We start from the raw sequence: 19,293 nt of genomic DNA, 5'->3' as shown, positions 1-19,293 counted from the left end.
TTGGAAGATTGCTATCGCGAGCAAGCTCACGCCTACAGGTATGCGCTTCAATTCAAAGGATCGCATGTTGTTTGGTAGGAGCGACCGGGGCACGGTGCAGGTAGAATGCGCGACCAAACCGTAAAGACACGCACCTCGCCATGACTGACACCAAAGCGCCAAATACCTCTTCTGTCGCCATCATCGGCGGCGGCCCTACTGGTTTGATGGCGGCCGAAGTGTTGAGTCAGGCAGGCATCAAAGTCGACCTGTATGACGGCATGCCTTCAGTGGGGCGCAAGTTCCTGTTGGCCGGCGTCGGTGGCATGAACATTACCCATTCCGAGCCCTACCCGGCCTTCCTGTCCCGCTACGCCGAACGGTCTGGCGATATCGCCCCGCTGCTGCGCAGTTTTGGCGCTGATGACCTGTGCGAATGGATTCACAACCTCGGTATCGAAACCTTTGTCGGCAGTTCAGGACGGGTCTTCCCCACGGACATGAAAGCAGCGCCGCTACTGCGCGCCTGGCTCAAGCGCTTGCGTGATAGCGGCGTCACCATCCATACGCGGCATCGCTGGCTCGGCTGGGACGCTGCGGGTCAGTTGCGTATCGCACATCCGGAAGGTGAAACCTCACTGAGCCCCGACGCCGTATTGCTCGCCCTGGGCGGTGCAAGCTGGGCGCGGCTGGGCTCGGATGGCGCCTGGTGGCCGCTGCTGGCCGAGCGTGGCGTTGACCTCAAGACGCTGCAAGCCGCCAACTGCGGTTTTGAAGTCACTGGCTGGAGTGAGCTGCTGCGCAGCAAGTTCGCGGGCGCGCCGCTGAAGAATATTGGCATCGGCATGCGTGGCCAGACGCCTCGTCTGGGTGAATGCGTGATCACCGACAAAGGTGTGGAAGGCAGCCTGATTTATGCCCTATCGGCGCAGATTCGCGAAGAGATCAATCAGCACGGTGCCTCAACCATCCTGATTGATCTGCTCCCCGGCAAAACACCTTCTGCCCTACAAAAAGCGCTCGAAAAACCTCGCGGCTCACGCTCCATGTCCAAGCACTTACACAGCCAGTTGGGTATCGATGGGGTGAAAGCCGCCTTGTTGCGAGAGCTGGCCCCGCGTGAAGCCTTTGACGACCCCGCCCAACTGAGCATGGCCTTGAAAGCCCTACCCCTGCAGCTCATCAAAGCTCGCCCGCTGGACGAAGCCATCAGTACCGCAGGCGGTGTAGCCTTCGAAGCCATGGACGAGCGCCTGATGCTCAAGCAATTACCGGGCGTATTCTGCGCTGGCGAAATGCTCGACTGGGAAGCGCCAACCGGCGGCTACCTGCTCACAGCCTGCTTCGCCAGCGGCCGGGCTGCGGGGTTGGGGGCTCTGGAGTGGTTGAAGGAGACTCAACACAATTCCCCTGTGGGAGCTGGGCTTGCCCGCGATAGGGCTGGACTCGATCTAAAGTGAACCGCGTGAAGCGCTATCGCGGGCAAGCCCAGCTCCCACAGGTTCCCGGCCAGATGCACGACCGCACGGCGACGGACACAACACGATGATTCAGGACACCCCATGAACCTAGAAGAACTCACTCAGCGCCTGCACCGCATCCGCGATCAAAATGACTGGAAGCAGTTTCACAGCCCGAAAAACCTGACCATGGCTGCCAGTGTTGAAATGTCGGAACTGGTAGAAATCTTCCAGTGGCTGACCGAAGACCAGTCCCGCCAGCTCGCGCCTGAGAAACTCGCACATGCGGGACAGGAAGTCGGCGATATCATTCTTTATCTGCTGCTGTTGTGCAGCGAACTTGGGATCGACATGGACACGGTGGTCCGCAGCAAACTGGCCGACAGTGAACGCAGGTTCGCCAAATGAGTGATCGCCACTTCGATCAACTGGCGACGCGCTTCGCCGAAAAAATCTACGGCGGTGCCAAGGGCGCCATCCGTCTCGCGGCACTTCAGGCCGATCTGACCGAAGCATTGCCCACCCGTCCACTGCGGGTGCTGGACATTGGTGCCGGGCTGGGCCACATGTCGTTGTGGCTGGCAGAGCGCGGTCATGACGTGACCCTTGCAGAACCGGCGGCGCCGATGCTTGAAGGGGCCCGGCAACGTTTTGCCGACGCCGGCCAGACCGCCACGTTTATTCAGGCGCCCTGGCAGGAACTGTCGGACCAATTGCATGAACCTTACGACCTGGTGCTGTGCCACGCCGTACTGGAATGGCTGGCCGAACCCCACACGATCCTGCCGGTACTGCACAAACTGACCAAAGCCGAGGGGTGGCTGTCCCTGGCGTTTTACAACCGCGACGCGCTGATTTACCGCAACCTGCTCAAGGGTCACTTCAAGAAAATGCGCAAGAACGACATGGCTGGCGAGAAGCAAAGTCTGACGCCACAGCAGCCACTCGATCCGCGTGAACTGGCGGCGCAACTTGAAGGCATGTGGCGTGTCGAAACCCAGAGCGGTGTCAGAGTGTTTCATGACTACATGCCGGTGGAGTTTCAGGCACGGGCTGAATTGGTGGACCTGCTGGAAATGGAACTGGCTCACCGTCGACATCCCGCCTATGCAGGACTTGGTCGTTACCTGCACTGGATTTGTCGCCCACTTTGAGCACCCGCAACAGCCAGACTGATCACAGGCAATCTGGCGCTGCTGATCGTTGTTTCCTGTCTTCGAAGGCCACTTTGCGGAGGCCATGATGAAACACCGCCTCGTTCTGATTACGTTCTGCGTCGGTCTGGCTGCCTGCCAGAGCGATAATCCGTACCGTGCCGACTCAACGCCGCTGCCGCCGGCCCCCGCACACGCGGCCAATGCTGTGGACATGAGCGCGTATCCTGCGCCACCGCGGGATTACGGTCGCTATCGCAGTTGGACCTGGCGCAACAATCAACTGCCACCCGGTTCGGCCTGGGCTGATTCAGCGCAAATCGCCGAAGCCGTCAGCAATGGCCTGGACCAACGCGGTTTGCGCCCGGCCCAAAGCACACAGCCAGCGGACCTCCAGGTCAGCGCGCAGACCCGCATGGAAATCCGTACCCGCCAGGTCCGTGATGACTACTACGATCCTTACTACGGCGGCAGCGGAATCGGTTATGGCCATGGTCCGTACGGCAACCGCTACGGCGGTTATGCCAGCGTCCCCATCGTGCGGACTTATCAGGAACAGGTGGTGGTCGTCAGCATCAGCCTGTTTGACGCCCGTAACGGCCAGCCGGTGTGGAGCGCAAGCGCCGAGACACGCAACGGCAGCGATCAATCAGATCGGTCCAAAGCCCTGCGTCAGGCTGTGCAAAAAGCATTGAGCGCGTATCCTCCTTCCTGACATCCTCGGAGAACTGCCATGTTTCGCCGTCTCGCTCTACTGTCCCTGTTAGTGATGCTCAGTGCCTGCCAAACCAACCAGATCAATCGTGATTTCGACGCCAGTCGTGACTTCGGCGGGTACCGAAGCTGGAGCTGGAAAGAGCCTGGTGTGCAGTATCAACCGGATGATCCACGGATCAAGAGCGACCTCACCGATCAGCGTATTCGCCAGTCGGTTGGCGAACAACTCGACCAGCGCGGTTTGCGCATGGCCGCGTCGGGCGCACATTCAGACCTGAAAGTACAAGCCTGGTTAATCATGGAAAATCGTCAGCAACTGGTCAGTACCAATTACGGTGGTGGCTGGGGACCTTGGGGCGGCTACGGCTACTGGAACGCGCCAATGACCGAAACTCGTAGCGTCGACTACAAAGTGACGACCCTGCAGATCGACCTGTTCGACGGCAAGGACGGCAAACTTGTCTGGCGCGGCAGCACCGAACGCATCCTCGGCCAAGACAATGCCCCTAATGCCCGCGAAACGGCAATCCGTCAAACGGTCGCGAAAATCCTCGAGCAGTATCCGCCACGTTGAGCCCTCGTTTTAGTTGCAGAGGGCTTGGAGATGCCGGCCCTTTTTAAATAAAAATTCATCAAGAATAAGTACCCGTTACTTCAACACGTTAAATCACACCCCCCCTCCAAACTGATAAAGCGTCAAAAAAAACGTACTTTCCGACCTGACGTTATACCGCGGCAACCGCGTACCTGAGGATCCGGACTCATCAGGGAAAGCGGTACTACTGGCGATAAAACGAGGGGGAATTCACTGGCCTCTTCCCGGATGAATCCGGCTCACAAGGCCCTTGTGATTCAGATAGTTATGGCGTTTTTTGAGAGAAGCCAACGTATTGACGCTCATAGTCGACGTCAAGAAAACCCCACACTTGCTGACCTTGATCAAAAAAGAAAATACCCACTAGTCGTAAACACCCTTAACACTATGTACATAACGCGAAAGTCTGACTACGGTAGTAAGAGGTCTCTGGGAAAACGTGACCTATACGAAAATAATCGTATCGATAAAGCGTGAGTTCTACGCTGACAACGCTTTGTATTTCGCAGACAGGGAGTGGCGCGTGAACACGAATTCTTCAGTCAAGGTACTTGTCGTCGACCCTCAGCCTTCGGTTGTGAACGAGCTGAGCGAGTTTTTACAGAATAGTGGTTACGAGTGCTCTGGCAGTTGCTCAAGCAAAGAAGCACTGGAACAGTTTCGCAACGACCCTGCGGTTGGCATCGTTTTGTGTGATCTGCACATGCCTAAATCCGACGGTGTGGAACTGGTCGATGCGCTGAAACTGGTCGCCGGTAAAAAGCGCGTTTTCGAGACTATTGTGCTGACGTCCAATGACGACAAGCAGGAAGTAATCAAAGCCTTGCGAGCGGGCGTGGCCGACTACTTTCAGAAACCCGTGAACCTGAACGAACTGCTGGAAGGCGTGCAACGGCAAGAGGCAGTGCTTCATGAGCGGCAGAAAAGCTTCCGCCAACTGAGCGAACTCAATGAAAAGCTGCGCTTTCTGGCCGCCTCCATCGATGATCTGTACGAAGACCTGGACCGGGTACGTCCGACTCATACCGCTCCCAGCGCGGAGGAAGGCGCCGAGGAAGAGCTGGATCTGTCAGTGCTTTTTGCCCCACTCTCCCCTCGTCAGCAGGACGTAGCCCGACTGGTCGCCAAAGGTCATACCAACTATCAGATCGGCTGCAAGCTAGGTATTACCGAAAACACCGTCAAGCTCTACGTCTCGCAAGTGCTGCGCCTGACCCATATGCACAACCGCACCCAACTGGCGCTGGCGATGTCACCGAGCGGAGCAAATCGCGTGCGGGATGCGGCTCACTAAATTCAGCTCAATCGACGGCATCAAATACCACTCTTGCCGTCTGGCCACTTTCATCCAGCACGCTCAACTCATAACGGCCGAGCCGTGTCAGGGTTGGGCTGAAGCTGTCCTGATTTGCAGTGTCAGCCATCGGCATACCGTCGATGAACCACCAGCGACGACCGCTGCCACCCAAAGCTGACAGGTTGAGCCGCAAAGCTTGTCGGCTGCTGCCCGCTGGCAAGCGCAGATGATCACCATCACGCACGCCGACAATTGTTAGCGGCGGCGCAAGATTCAACCCTTGCGGCGGGCACGCCGGGTCAATCTTTGGCAAACGCGCTTCACGGCGCTCCGCACGGGCCAGCCACGGTTCCAGTGCGGCAGGCCACAGAATCAGGTCTCGCGCCTGCGCTCCTGGGCACCCGGCAGCAACCCGCAAACCCTGCCCATTGACCCAGATTTTTTCCTGCTGGCCCAACCCGAGAGGCTGGTCGACCGCCTGCAAGGTCGGTGGCGTGGTGCCGTCGAGTGTCCACGCAAACCGTTGTCTGCGGCAGTTGGGGTCACTCTTGCTCATGGGCTGGCCGAGCGGCCAGCAAATCGCCGCCACTCCCACGCTTGAAGGCACCGGCTGAATCGGGGCGGAGATCCCTCGCTGACTGTCGCGATTCGCCAGTACATCGTGAACCTGCAACATCAATGGTGCGGCGGATGCGAGGCCAAACTGCCCCGGCACCGGCGTGCCGTCAGGGCGGCCGATCCACACGCCGACCACAAAGCGTGGACCCACACCCACGGCCCAGGCGTCACGAAAACCGTAACTCGTCCCGGTTTTCCAAGCCAGTTGCGGACGCTGTACAAGTTCAGCATGCGGGTCCAGATCCGGACGTGCCTGACCACTGAGGATCTTGCGGATAATCCACGCTGCGCCGGGCGACATCATGGGACGATCACGCAATGGAGCGTCGGGTTGCAGACGAATATCAGCGCTGCGGCCACCGCGGGCGAAAGCGCTGTAACCGCCAACCAGATCTTCCAGACGGCTGCCAACGCCGCCGAGGATCATCGCCAGATTCGGCTCGGCCAGTGGCGGCAAGGTCAATGGCACACCCCCGTTGCGCAACTCTGCCGCAAAACGCTTCGGCCCATAGACTTCCAGCAGCTGTACTGCAGGCAGGTTCAGCGACATCGACAGCGCCGAACTGGCCGCCACCGCGCCACTGAAACCGGTGGCAAAATTACCGGGGCGATAGTTGCCATAGTGGCGTGGCACGTCCTGCATCAGGGATTCGGAATGGATCAGCCCGGCATCCATCGAAAGCCCGTACAGAAAAGGCTTGAGGGTAGAACCTGGCGAACGCAGAGCGCTGATCATGTCCACATGACCAAAACGCCTGGTGTCGTTGATATCCACCGAGCCAACGTAGGCGCGCACAGCCATGTTCTGCGCCTCGACCACGAGAATCGCCGCCGAGGTACGCTCCGGTAATCGGGCACGCCAACCCAACAGCAAATCTTCCAGGCGGCGCTGCAGACCGGCATCCAGCGTGGTGCGAATCAAAGGCGGGCTGTCAGGACGATTCAGGCGCCGCGCCAGTAACGGGGCCAGGCTTGGCTCCTGACGCGGGGCCAGCAGCAGCGGTTCCTCCAGCGCCTCGGCCACCGCATTCTCCGGCCAGACCTGAAATTGCGCGAGACGCTTGAGCACCTTGTCTCGCGCCTCCTGCGCCCGTTGCGGATGACGATCCGGCCGCAAGCGACTCGGCGCCTGCGGCAGCACGGCGAGCATCGCCGCTTCGGAGCGGGTCAGTTGTCGGGGCGATTTACCCAGATACGCCCAACTGGCCGCAGCGACACCCTGCAAGGTGCCGCCAAACGGCGCGCGATTGAGATAGAGGGTGAGAATTTCGTCCTTGGACAGATGCCACTCCAACTGCATCGTGCGCCACAGCTGCCGCACTTTACCGGGCAAGGTTCGCGCATGCGGGTCGAGCAGCCGCGCCACCTGCATCGACAGCGTGCTGCCCCCGGACACCACCCGTGCGCCCTTGAGGTTCTGCCATGTGGCTCTGACCAAAGACAGCGGATTGACTCCGGGGTGGCTGTAGAACCAGCGATCCTCATAAGTCAGCAACGCTTCGGTGTAATACGGCGATACCTGATTGATCGACACTGGATAACGCCAGACGCCTTCGGCATCAGCAAAGCGCCACAACGGCGTACCGTCTTCGGCCAGCACGACGCGCGCCAGATCGTCCCTGGGTAATGGCAGCGGCCAGATACGGTCGGCGAGCAAGAGCAGCGCGATGAGCAACGCCAGCCCGGCAATGAACCAGGCGCAAAGTTTGCGTACCGCCGCGCCCCGTGGGAGCGAATTTATTCGCGAAGGCGTTGGCAGCTTCAACATCTTCATGGAAGGAAAACCGATTCGCGAATGAATTCGCTCCCACAGTTACAGCGCACATTCAGCCGCAACTTGGGACGACCAGGCAAAACGCCTTTACACTTCGGGGAACTCGCCGCACCAATCAATAGCCAAAGCGAACAGTCGCCTTTAATCATGGCCCTCATCAGGACACACATATGCAGGTAGAAAGCTTTTTCGAATGGCTGGGCCAGGCGCTCGGCGCGGTAATTCGCTTTATCGTCGATGGACTGGAGTGGTTCTTCAATATCTTCGCCAACGCGGGTGGGAATTTTGTCGACGGTCTGTCCCGCACGCTGGGCATGGACACCTCGTTGATCAGCATTCTGGCGCTGATCGTCGGTTTGATGTTCCTGTACTCGGCAATTCGCGCCTTCATGCGCGCCTCGATCATCATGGGCATCATCTGGCTGGTGCTTGGCTTGTGGTTGCTGAGCTGGATTATTCATTGATGCGCCGCCCCTTGTAGGAGCTGCCGAAGGCTGCGATAGCGGTGTGTCAGATAAGTCGCTTTCGCAGCCTTCGGCAGCTCCTACAGGGAGTTGCGTCGTTACTTACCCTTCACCACCATCTGCGCAGCCGCTTCACCCAGAGCCTGCCAGTTCGGCCGATACATCGACTCCACTTGCGGCGGCGGTACCCGGTAGACACCCGGCGTCACGGCGCGAGCCAGGTACAACAAGTGCACCGTGTTATAGCCATTCAGATCCAGCGCAGCCACGTAGCGATCACCTCGATACTCCTGATGCTTGATACCCGCGTTCTCCATCGACTGACGCCACTCCTTCACTGACTCGCTGGCGTCTTCCAGGCTGGCTGCGCTTTGCGCCAGATTCTGGTTTTCCAGCTCCAGACCGGCCGGGAGCAAATCTACAACCAGTGCATCGGGCACTCGCTGTTGAGCTTTGACCTCGATGTGCACCAGCAACAGCTGGCCGCTTTTCAGCGAATCAAGGTTGGCGGCCTCACCGTCTAGCCCCAGGTATTCACGACGAATACTAAGATTCTCCCCGCCTGCTACCGGTGCACGAGTCGGATAACCCGACAGCGTCAGTTGTTGATACAACGTATCGCCGCCACGGTTTTGCACTGACATGGGAGCAGTAAGCAACGGACCGTCGAGTTTGAGGCCCGGTTGCTCGTTACTTAGCTCGCGGCTCTGGGTACCGGCGCTGAGCGTCGCCGCCCATTTGCCTTCCGGCTTGCCCAGTAGATCGCGGCCCGCAAGGAACAATGCGTTGCGCTCCTGTGTGGACAGATAGCGGCTCGCAGCCACTTCATCGGCCAGGGCAAACAGGCGTTGATCGCGCTTGTCAGCCGCCAGATTATTTTCTTCCAGCAGCGACAGGATCAACGCCTGATCACGTAACGGGCTGCCGTAGTCAGCCAGCCACTCGTTGCCTTTACGGCCCGCCGCCAGCCCCGCCAGCATGGCTTGGTCCGCGCGAGGTTTGTCACCCATCTTTTCCAGCGCGACCGACAGCTGCACCAGCGGCAGACCGGAACGGGCGTCGGTGCGCCGATCAAACAGGCTACGCAACGCGCCCAGTGGCGCCTGTTGGCTACGGGCCAACACCAGACCGGCGTAGGCCTGTACGGCAAAACGGGTGTGCTCGGCGTTCTGGCTGTAACTGACCTCGATCTGATTACGCTCCTGCAAATAACGCAGCAGACGTTCACTGGCTTTTTTCAACGCATCAGGTGGGACCGCAAAGCCCTGATCGCGTGCACGCAGCAAGAAGTCGGTGACGTAGGCCGTCAGCCAGTATTCTTCCTCACCGTCAGCGTTCCACAGGGCAAAGCTGCCGTTATGGCGCTGCATGCCCAGCAGCCGCTCGATACCCAACTCGACCTTGCGCTTACGCAGCGCATCGGTTTCGCCCTTGATACCCAGACGTTTGAGCGTTGCAGCATCCGCGTAAAGCGACGGATAAAGCCCGCTGGCCGTCTGCTCCAGGCATCCATAGGGGTAGGCTTCCAGGGCACGAATCTGCTCACCCAGATTCAGCGGTGGTCGGCTCGACACCGACAGCATGGCTTCGCGACCGGCAGGTTCGAACGCATCGAGCGCGCCTTCTGGCAGGCTCCACGGCTGCTCGTCAAGCGTTGTGCGGTAATGCTTGAGCATCGCCGGGTAAACCGGGCGCACGCCGATGGTCCATTCGCGGGAGAACGGCGGCAGACTCTCGTCCGGCAGCACCAAGCCGTTCACCACGACTTTCAACTTGCCCTGGCCCAAACCACCCTCGGCACTTACCGGAATACGCAGCGTTGTACGTTGGCCCTGAGCCAGTTGCACGCTCTGGCTGAGTTCACCATTGGCAAGGCTCAACTGGCCCTCGGCGGTGGCCTGCACGGTTAGTTTCTGCGCTTGGCCGGACAGGTTCGAGATATCCAGTGCAACGCTGGTCTGATCGCCACCGGCAAGGAAACGCGGTGCCGACAGCTCGGCAATGATCGGCGCCGCCACCACGGTCTTCGCTTCGGCCATGCCGTAGCGCTCATCGGTCCAGGCCTGAGCCATGATGCGCAGCTCGCCGTTGAAGTCTGGAATATCGACGCTGACTTCCCCTTCACCCTGTTCGTTCAGCGTCACCGGCGCGCTTTGCAGGGCCACAATTGTCACCGACGTGTCGGGGCGTTTACCGCCCTTGGCCAGGGCGTCACCACCGAAGGCCATACTTGCCAGACGATTGCGACCGGCTTCGATCAGCTGGCCATACACATCCAGTTGATCCGCGCCGTACTCTTTGCGACCAAACAGGCTGGCGAACGGGTCCGGCGTGGCATAACGAGTGATATTGAGGATGCCCACGTCCACCGCCGACACCAGCACATGCACCTCTTTGGGCACGCTGCCATCGGCATTTTTTGCAGCGACTTTGAGTGTCAGCGGCTGCTTGGGACGCATTTTTTCCGGTGCGGTCACGGTAAGCGCCAGCTTGCGTGGCGAACGATCCAGCGGCAGATGCAGCACGCCGACGGCGCGTTTGGGGGTGACGTTAGCCTTGCGCTCACCGGGACGAACCACCAGCGCACTCACGTACAGATCGTGACGTACCCATTTTTTATCCAGCGGCACGTCATACGTTTTGCCCTCTGCAGGCACGTCGATTTCCTGCCACCACAACGGCCCGTCACTGGACTCGACCAGCAAGTAACCCTTGCCTGCGGCGGGTGGCGTGACCGTAACCCTGGCAGTGTCGCCGTCGTTATAGCCAGCTTTATCCAGCGCCAGTTTGACCTGATCGGGCCGTACTGCGCCGCCCTCAGCGTTGTCCTGCCAGCGATACCCCGCCCAGAAACGCAGGCTGCTGATCAAACCTGTGTGAGTATCTTCGACCTCAACCCGATACGGCCCCGACTCCACCGGAAAGCTGACCTTGGCGGTCGAGCCTTGTTTGATGCTGATGGTTTCTTCGCTCAGGTTGAGGAATTTCTCGTTGAAGTGATAACTCCAGCCCTCGTTGTCCGAGTAGTTCCAGTAATAGTCACGACGCTCGCGAACCAGTCGTACTTTGACGTTATCGGCCGCCAGCTTGTTACCCGCGTAGTCAGCCACCAGCACTTCGAACTCAACCGGGCCGTCGCCATCGGTCTGAGGCATGCCGTCGGTTTCATCGTATTCATCGTTGCTGCCCGGGCTGCTGCCGAACAACGGACGCAACCCCGGTATTTGCTCGGCAGGCCATACCGGCTGCACCAGACGCCGGGTGATAGGACGTCCACCGGACTCTTGCAGGCTGGCCTGGAGGATCAACTGCACTGGCGACCTGGCGTTCGCCCATTTGCTCTCCACCTCCAGACTCAGCTTGCCCTGTGCGTCCAGCGTGCCGGCTTCGATCTCCAGATCCTGCTTGAGCTCACGCTCGGTGATCGAGCCAAACTGATAGCCAGGTAAACCAGGCACTGCCTCGCGTAGCGGCCTGACATAAAGCAGGCCGATCAGGTTATTGCCTGATGCCGGAGCACCGTACAAATAACGACCGGTAACATCGAACACCGCGTTATCGGTGGTTGCAATGGGTGTATCGCTGCCTTTGATTTCCAGCGCCAACCGCTCTGGCAGGAAGTCCTCAACCTGAAACTCGTAGAGCTGGGGCTTACCATCTCCCAGATCAAACACCAGTTGCCAACGCCCGGTTGGCGCCTCTTCCGCCAACTGCAGTTGATACTGATACAGGCCTGAGGCGTCTGCTTCCCAGACAAATTTACGGCTGATTTGCTCGTCCGGGCGACGCACTTCGACCGTGATCGGTTGCGGCTTCACCTGCTTGCCATCGTTATCGCGCAGCAACCCATTGAGCAGTACGGTCTCCCCCGGACGATACAAATCCCGCGGCCCAAAAATGAAGAACTGCAACGGGTGCGCCCGTGGCCCGGTGATGTCGAACTCGGCCAGATCAAGCGCCGAGCTGTCCAGACGCAGCATGCTGGTCTGCTCATCCTTGTGCGCCAGAAGCACCGCAGCCTTGGCCGGTAAAGGCAACTCGGCATGGCCTGCCGAGTCGGTTTTGCCTTGCCCTACTACTTTGCCATTGCTGTCGTAAAGCTCCAGCTCTACGCCGCTCAGGGCTTTGCCACCCTCAAGCGCCTGAGTGAAAGCATCCAGGCGATTGGCATAGCGATGCACCGACAGACCGATGTCGCTCAAGGTAAACAGCGTGGCGGGGATGGAATAGTTGTAAGTCCCGGAAGCGCGCATCACCGCGAGGTATACCCCTGGGCCTTGCAGCGCTTTGATCCCGGCAATCGGCAATAACAGGGTTTCCCGGGTGTTACGCGCCGGATTCAGGTCGAAGCGGCCTTCGTAAACCAGATCGGCTTTATCCAGCAACTCTTTGGATTCGTAATACTCGATGCTCGATGCACCGCGCCAGTTGCCGAGAAAAGCTGGCAACGCGTCGGGTCTAACCCGGAAGAACTCGACATTGACCTTGTCGACGTTCAGCGCAATAACCGGCAAACCTTCAGCCAGACGCGTCGGCAGCAAGCTGCCACGGCTGGCGAAACCCACGGTAGGTTGCAGGTCGGAGGTTTCCAGACGGCTGATGAACTCGGCAGCCAGCGTGGCCTTGTTGACGCCGACCAGTCCCGCATCAACCGTGAGGACCAGTTTGCGCCTGGGCTCCAGATGACGCAGACGGAGTTCCATGAGGTTATCGGACAGCTCCCATGCACCGTCCACTTTGCCGCTCTTGCTGTCGACCAGATGCAGTTTTTCTGCGAATTTCTGCTCAGGGTCCAGAGGGACGGAAAAACTCACCGACAAGGTGCTCGCACCGTCCAGTTGAATCTCCGTGACATCCACGATGGTCAGGTCGCGACCCTCGTACCGCTTGCTCAACGCAGGAAGGTCCACCACAGGCTTGGGCTTGTTCGACTCCACTGCCACAGGCGGTGTGGCGGGCGCGGGTTTATCCGGGGTGGAAGAATCACAAGCACTCAGCAGCGCAAGCGCGCAGGCCAGAAACAATCCTTTGTTAAACATGGGGCACTCATCGGCGGCAGATTGAGAGAAGGTCACTATATAGCAGGCACATGACCGGGAATGTCAGGCCGCGAAAATAGACACCCGCTTTGAGACTTTGTTCTCAGGGGGCTGCGTAGGAAAAGTGGACAGCAATCGTAGGGGCGGTCACAGGTTTCAATCTGGGAGCGGTGCTTGCCATGAGAAGGGTTGGTGGCTCGCAAGCAAGTTCGCGCCTACCGGTTGGCGCGGTGTCAGGTAGGAGGCAACTTGTTGGCGAGAGGGGTTACTCGGTGATTCAGGCCTGACGCTTCGCGAACAAGTTCGCTCCTACCGGTAAGGGCAGTGTCGTTCAACATCAGGACCAAGCGCCCAACTTTTGGGGTTCAGTTCACTCTACAATACCCGCCTTCCCAGGGAGCCTTCATGTCCAACCTGCTCAACGACTGGCACGACCGCGCAACCCATCGCCGCGTCTGGGCGTTGGCTGCGCCGATGATCCTGTCGAACATTTCCGTTCCGTTAGTGGCGCTGGTCGACAGCGCGGTGATTGGCCATCTGCCCCACGCTCATCAACTGGGTGCCGTGGCAGTTGGCGCGACGCTGTACACCTTCCTCGCCTGGACCATGGGCTTCCTGCGCATGGGCACTACGGGCTTTGCATCCCAGGCCGCCGGACGCAACGATGGCTCCGCCCTGCGTCAGATACTGCTGCAAGGCTTGCTGCTGGCGATGGGGCTTGCGCTATTGCTAGGCGTGGTCGGCTTGCCGTTCAGCCACATGGCGCTGAACATGATGCAACCCTCCAGTGACCTGCAACAGCTCACCGAGGCGTTTTTCCATACCCGACTGCTCGGACTGCCCGCCGCACTGGCCGGTTATGCCTTGGTCGGCTGGTTTCTCGGAACCCAAAACGCACGCGCGCCGCTGATGATTCTGCTCACCACCAATCTGGTCAACATCGCCCTGAACCTGTGGTTCGTGCTCGGTCTGGACTGGGGCGTCGTCGGCTCGGCGCGCGCTTCGGTCATCGCCGAGTGGACCGGTGCGCTGCTCGGCCTCGCACTGACCCGCAAAACCCTTTTGGCCTGGCCCGGCCAGATGTTGTGGGCAGGCTTGAAGCGCTGGGAAAAATGGAGGCCCCTGCTGGCGGTGAACCGCGATATCTTCATCCGCAGCCTGGTGCTGCAATCGGTGTTTTTCCTGATCACCGTACAAGGCGCACGACTCGGCGACGCGACAGTGGCGGCCAACGCATTGCTGCTCAATGGCCTGTTGCTTACCGCTCACGCCCTGGACGGGCTGGCCCATGCCGTCGAGGCTCTCTGCGGGCACGCCATCGGGGCGAAAAACCGCATTGCCTTACGCCGCTCACTGACCGTCGCCGGAGGTTGGTCATTGATTGCGAGCGTGGCGTTTGCCTTGCTGTTCCTGGTGGCAGGGCATTTATTTATCAGCCTGCAAACTGACATTGCCGAAGTGCGCGAAACAGCTTTCATCTACTTGCCCTATCTGGCAGCACTGCCGTTGCTGGCGGTCTGGAGCTACTTGCTCGACGGCCTGTTCATCGGTGCCACCCGTGCCCGTGAGATGCGCAACACCATGCTGGTGAATATGGTGCTGGTGGCGCCTTTCGCTTACGCACTGCAGAGCTTCGGCAACCACGGGCTATGGCTGACCCTCTTGCTGTTCATGCTGCTACGGGCTTTGACTCTGGGCTTCGTTACCTGGCGGCTGAGCAAGAGCGGAGCCTGGTTCAATGCTCCGGTTCAGCATCAGGCTCAGTAGGCGTCGCCAGCAGGATTTGCGGGCTACTCAGTTTCAGTCCCTCGGCGTTGATGCTCAGGGTGCTGTCGCCCACCGTGAAGGACAGCTCGCAGCCCTCCTGATAGCTGATCCGTGAGCCACCTTCAATCTGAACCCATGACTCGCCGCCTGCTGTTGTCAGAGGGTTCAGGTTCACCTCAAGCCGATGTGGAGGCCTGCGTTGTTCAGGCGGATCAGCGATGACGTCGGTCGATTGCCAGACACAGGCGCTGATCACCGGCTGGTCCATGTCCCCGTCGGTAAAACTCACGACGACCCGCATCCCCCCACGCAGGGTTGTGATCAGGTACGAAACCACCGGTAACCAGCAATTGCCACATGCAGAAGCCTGCCCCGGATACCCCCAGTCAAATTGCACATTGATCCGCCCTTGGGCGTCTGGCCTCGCGGGCTCATCTGCCAGGCCAACGACATAGGCACACTGGATGGTCGCAACTAAGGCTCGCGGTCGCGGCGGCGGTTTGAAACCCGCTTCCCAGGGTGCGACCTGAAACTGATTGACGTACATACCCTTCTCGGAGGAGACGAGGTTGTGCAACTGCCGGGTATCGAAACCACGATGCACGACATGAGTCACCAACCATAAATGATTCAAGCCCTTCTCCGGATGCCCTTTGAGCGGCAATAAATGCCCGGACGAAACAAAGGACAACGTGCTTTCGCCTTCGCCTTTCTGACGGGTATGGTCGGTTTGCTCATCGCCTTCAGGTGTCACCGCGAAGTGCGTGACGCCAGCCTGCCTCGGCACCTGCTGAAAGATAGCAGTAGAGGTCCGGCGAAAGACCCGCAAACCATCGCCGAACACCAACTCATGGTCTTTGCGGGAATGATGGAAATGGAAGTGGATGCCCTCTTCCGCACACAACCGCTGCACCAGTTGCAGATCAGACTCCCGGTATTGCGAGCAAAAATCACGCTTACGGTACTCGGCTCTAAGGTCGAAGCGAAAACTGCCCTCCCGAAAGCCATGCTCCTGCAGCACCTGACCGATGATCTGCGGCGCGCTTAGATGCTGGAAAACCCGAGGCGCGTAACGCTGTGACAAACAGGTGAGCCGAGGCCCAAGGGACAGCCTGTAACACGCGGGTCCAGGCTTGTAGTGACTGCGTACGACACTGTGAATCTGCCCGTGAATACCTGTTTTTTCACCCTGAAAACTTAAAAAAGCAACGCGATACATCAGGCCCTGCTGATCCAGATGCGGCTCGTCGACCAGCACTTCCAGCTCAAAGACAAAAGCCTCACTGATGGCTTCCGTTCCAGTAAACGACAACACCTGCAAACCTCGAAACAGAGGGAGGATGTCGAGATTAAAGTGATGAGCGACAACTGGGCCGGGCATGGAGGTGTTCTCTACAGGGACGCGGCCGTGGATTCTGGCCGAGAAGAACCCTCGGGTAGAGAGCGAAACGAAGAATAGGACGTTGCCTACAGAGGATTAGGAAAGCGGAGCAGAGAAGCAGGCCTAAGCTGGAAAGCAATCCCCGCACCACATCTAACCTGTAGGAGCTGCCGAAGGCTGCGATCACGGTGTATCAGGATCAATGCTTCGCAGCCTTCGGCAGCTCCTACAGAAAATGCATTTCAGTCCAGTAGCTTGGTTCGCGAGACGTCAGACCTGTGTACACAGACATGAAGCTTCGCCAATAAGTTAGCTCCTACCGGTCCAGTGATGGCCACGAGACAGCGCGGTGCCAGGAACACCAATGCCGCTTTGTTTCTGACCCCACACCGTCGTGCAGCAAACATCGAACCGGTAGGAGTGAACTTGTTCGCGAGACGTCAGACCTGTGTACACAGATATGAAGCTTCGCCAACAAGTTAGCTCCTACCGGTCCAGTGATGGCCGCGAGACAGCACGGCGCGAGATCATCAAGAAGACAGGTAAGAAGACCTTGTCAGCCCCAACCGCAATGCATCCAGGAAGTAAGTGCGTTCACGTGGGGTGATTTTGGCGCTGGCGACTTTGTCCCGGTAATGGGTCATCAGTTCTTCCGGCGACAAGTGCACGTAGCGCAGCATGTCTTCGATGGTGTCGTGAGTCTCGATGCCAGCGGAATAAACGCTGCCATCCGGGTTCTGATAGATGTTCACCGAGTCGGTATCACCGAACAGGTTGTGCATGTCGCCCAGGATTTCCTGATACGCGCCGACGAGGAACACGCCCAGCAGGTAGTCTTCGCCTTCATTCAGGCCATGCACCGGCAGGCTGGTTTCGATGCTCTGCTCGTCCACATACTGATTGATCTTGCCATCAGAGTCGCAGGTCAGATCCTGCAACACGGCACGACGCAGCGGCTCTTCGTTCAGGCGGTGCAGCGGGATAATCGGCAGCACCTGATCAATAGCCCAGGTATCTGGCAGGCTCTGGAATACCGAGAAGTTACAGATGTACTTATCGGCCAGCTTGTCGTTGAGTTCATCCAGCACCTGACGGTGGGAACGTTGGCGCGCTTTCAACGAGTTGTGCAAGCGACGGCAAACAGCGAAGTAGCACTGCTCACCCAGGGCTTTTTGCGAAAGGGAGATTTTGCCATCGGCGTACTGGGTCGCGATGTCACTCATGTAGTGAGTAGCGCGCCAGTAGGTTTCAGTGACCATTTCAATATCGGTCGGCCCGAGTAGATCAACCAGCCATTGCAGCGTTTCCGGCAGGCTTTCCTTGTCCTCGATCACCGGCACTTCGTCGTTGTGCTTTTCGACGTCGGTGACTTGCACGACCAGCATCGCGTGGTGCGCGGTCAGCGAGCGGCCACTTTCCGAGAAAATGTGCGGATGCGGCAGGCCCTGCGCGTCGCAGAACTCTTTGAGCATGCCCACTACCACACCGGCGTAATCGTCCATGTCGTAGTTGATGGAACTGGCATTACGCGAGTGAGTACCGTCGTAATCGACACCGAGGCCGCCGCCCACGTCGATGTGATCCACTGGCAGACCGAGGTTGCGCAGTTCGCCGTAGTAACGAATCGCTTCCTTGAAGCCGTGCTGATAATCCGCCAGGTTGGCGATCTGCGAACCCATGTGAAAGTGCAGCAGGCGAATGCCCTGGTCCAGACCTGCCTTGCGGAAGCGCTCGACCACCGACAGCAATTGCGCCGCAGACAGACCAAACTTGGATTTCTCGCCGCCGGTGTCCGCCCATTTGCTGGACGCCAAAGAAGACAGGCGCACGCGCAAACCTACTTGTGGCTCGACCTTGAGTTCGGCGGCTTCTTCGATGACCAGCTCAACTTCGGATTCTTTCTCGATCACGATGAACACGTTGTGACCCAGCTTCTGGCCCATCAAGGCCAGACGAATGAACTCGCGATCTTTATAACCGTTGCAAACGATGGTCCCGCCTTTAGGGGCCAGCGCCAGCACAGCCATCAGCTCAGGCTTGGAGCCAGCCTCAAGACCGATCGATACGTTCTGGGTGGCGATGATGTTTTCCACCACCGCTTCCTGCTGGTTCACCTTGATCGGGTACAACGCAGTGTATTGGCTCTGATATTCCAGACGCGCAATGTTAGCGTCGAAGGCGCCGGTCAACTGACGTACGCGGTCTTGCAGAATATCGGGGAAACGCACCAGCAACGGCAGGCTCAGCCCGCTCTTGCGCAAATCGTCGACTTGCTCGTAAAGATCGATAGGCGAACTGCCCGGCCCATTGGGACGAACTTCAACACGACCCGCTTCATTGATCGCGAAATAACCAGCGCCCCAATGGCGAATACCATAGACGCTGCGGCTGTCCGCAACGGTCCATTGGCTGCCATCGTCTTTACGTGTGCGTCGTACGGACATCGAAGTCCCCTATAGAAAAGTCAGGTAGCGCCAGCCATAGACAGGCTGCGCGCAGTGTAAAGAGTGCAAGTGACGGTTTGGTGCCAGGCACTGATGGAGAATAGACCCACGATGCAAGCCAGAGTTTGCATGCGGCCTGTCTTGCCATCAGCCGCCGGATTTCTTCGCCTTGAAGCCCTGCTTGATCAGCTCGGCCAGCAGCAGTTCGACATGATCGCCCTGAATCTCGATCACCCCGTCCTTGAGCGCTCCGCCGGTTCCGCAACGTTGCTTGAGGGTCTTGGCCAGATCCTTGAGACCATCTTCAGGCAATGGCACGCCGCTAATAGTCGTCACCGTTTTACCGCCGCGGCCTTTGCTTTCGCGGCGCACACGGGCGATGCCATCCCCTTCCGGGATAAGCGTCTGTTTGCAGATGCAGGCATCAATGGGCTGACGACAGTCGGGACAATGCCGTCCTGCGTCGGTGGAAAATACCAGGCCACCCAAGGCGGCGAAGGATGAGGCTTTTTTAGCCACCGCAAATCCTCTTGTTGAGGACTGAAGATTGGTCGACATCAATAATAGTCGGCCGCGAAGCCCCACTCAGGCAGGGGCAGCGCAA

General features: G+C 58.9%; 13 protein-coding genes. 8 read left to right on the top strand and 5 right to left on the bottom strand.

The genetic code is table 11. The features are described from left to right. Positions 1–140: 140 nt before the first annotated feature. The 6 genes from ACYASS_RS09850 (at position 141) to ACYASS_RS09825 (ending at position 5,199) form a co-directional block, all read left to right on the top strand. A complete protein-coding gene (locus ACYASS_RS09850; RefSeq protein ID WP_463585996.1) occupies positions 141–1,439 on the top strand; it encodes a TIGR03862 family flavoprotein in 1,299 nt (432 codons plus the stop codon). A 102-nt stretch (positions 1,440–1,541) separates the two neighbouring features. After that, positions 1,542–1,847: a nucleotide pyrophosphohydrolase gene (locus ACYASS_RS09845; RefSeq protein ID WP_463585995.1), complete on the top strand. Its 306-nt coding sequence runs from the start codon at positions 1,542–1,544 to the stop codon at positions 1,845–1,847. Continuing rightward, complete coding sequence (locus ACYASS_RS09840) at positions 1,844–2,593, top strand: methyltransferase (RefSeq protein WP_463585994.1); 750 nt, start codon at positions 1,844–1,846, stop codon at positions 2,591–2,593. Before ACYASS_RS09845 ends, ACYASS_RS09840 begins: the two co-directional genes overlap by 4 nt. Positions 2,594–2,681: 88 nt before the next feature. Then, on the top strand, positions 2,682–3,308 hold the full coding sequence (locus ACYASS_RS09835) for a DUF4136 domain-containing protein (protein WP_463585993.1): 627 nt from the start codon (positions 2,682–2,684) through the stop codon (positions 3,306–3,308). Between the two features lie 18 nt (positions 3,309–3,326). After that, positions 3,327–3,884 carry a DUF4136 domain-containing protein gene (locus ACYASS_RS09830; RefSeq protein WP_463585992.1) on the top strand — a complete coding sequence of 186 codons (558 nt, stop codon included), beginning with the start codon at positions 3,327–3,329 and terminating at the stop codon, positions 3,882–3,884. A 544-nt stretch (positions 3,885–4,428) separates the two neighbouring features. Next, entirely contained in the window at positions 4,429–5,199 is a 771-nt protein-coding gene (locus ACYASS_RS09825; RefSeq protein WP_463585991.1) for a response regulator transcription factor, read from the top strand. 7 nt (positions 5,200–5,206) lie between these two features. Here the strand turns inward: ACYASS_RS09825 and pbpC are convergent, their stop codons facing one another. Next, positions 5,207–7,594, bottom strand: coding sequence for a peptidoglycan glycosyltransferase PbpC (gene pbpC, locus ACYASS_RS09820; protein ID WP_463585990.1), 2,388 nt, complete (start codon positions 7,592–7,594; stop codon positions 5,207–5,209). A 170-nt stretch (positions 7,595–7,764) separates the two neighbouring features. On the opposite strand from pbpC, the gene ACYASS_RS09815 reads away from it, so the two are divergent. Beyond that, positions 7,765–8,058 (top strand): hypothetical protein, encoded by a 294-nt coding sequence (locus ACYASS_RS09815; protein ID WP_463585989.1) that lies wholly within the window; start codon positions 7,765–7,767, stop codon positions 8,056–8,058. Between the two features lie 98 nt (positions 8,059–8,156). Here the strand turns inward: ACYASS_RS09815 and ACYASS_RS09810 are convergent, their stop codons facing one another. Then, on the bottom strand, positions 8,157–13,097 hold the full coding sequence (locus ACYASS_RS09810) for an alpha-2-macroglobulin family protein (RefSeq protein WP_463585988.1): 4,941 nt from the start codon (positions 13,095–13,097) through the stop codon (positions 8,157–8,159). 405 nt (positions 13,098–13,502) lie between these two features. Here ACYASS_RS09810 and ACYASS_RS09805 point away from each other — a divergent pair, with 405 nt between their 5' ends. Next, positions 13,503–14,864, top strand: coding sequence for an MATE family efflux transporter (locus tag ACYASS_RS09805; protein ID WP_463585987.1), 1,362 nt, complete (start codon positions 13,503–13,505; stop codon positions 14,862–14,864). Here ACYASS_RS09805 and ACYASS_RS09800 read toward each other — a convergent pair. From ACYASS_RS09800 to ACYASS_RS09790, 3 genes are all read right to left on the bottom strand, one after another. Next, complete coding sequence (locus ACYASS_RS09800) at positions 14,833–16,245, bottom strand: contractile injection system protein, VgrG/Pvc8 family (protein ID WP_463585986.1); 1,413 nt, start codon at positions 16,243–16,245, stop codon at positions 14,833–14,835. The two genes, ACYASS_RS09805 and ACYASS_RS09800, sit on opposite strands and share 32 nt — an antisense overlap. A gap of 530 nt (positions 16,246–16,775) precedes the next feature. Further along, positions 16,776–18,689 carry an arginine decarboxylase gene (gene speA / locus ACYASS_RS09795; protein WP_122663059.1) on the bottom strand — a complete coding sequence of 638 codons (1,914 nt, stop codon included), beginning with the start codon at positions 18,687–18,689 and terminating at the stop codon, positions 16,776–16,778. Between the two features lie 147 nt (positions 18,690–18,836). Beyond that, on the bottom strand, positions 18,837–19,208 hold the full coding sequence (locus ACYASS_RS09790) for a translation initiation factor Sui1 (RefSeq protein WP_243245133.1): 372 nt from the start codon (positions 19,206–19,208) through the stop codon (positions 18,837–18,839). Between the last annotated feature and the right edge of the window lie 85 nt (positions 19,209–19,293).

It is taken from the genome of Pseudomonas sp. HP_14 (assembly GCF_055283875.1).
This window is presented reverse-complemented; position numbering and strand designations above follow the sequence as displayed.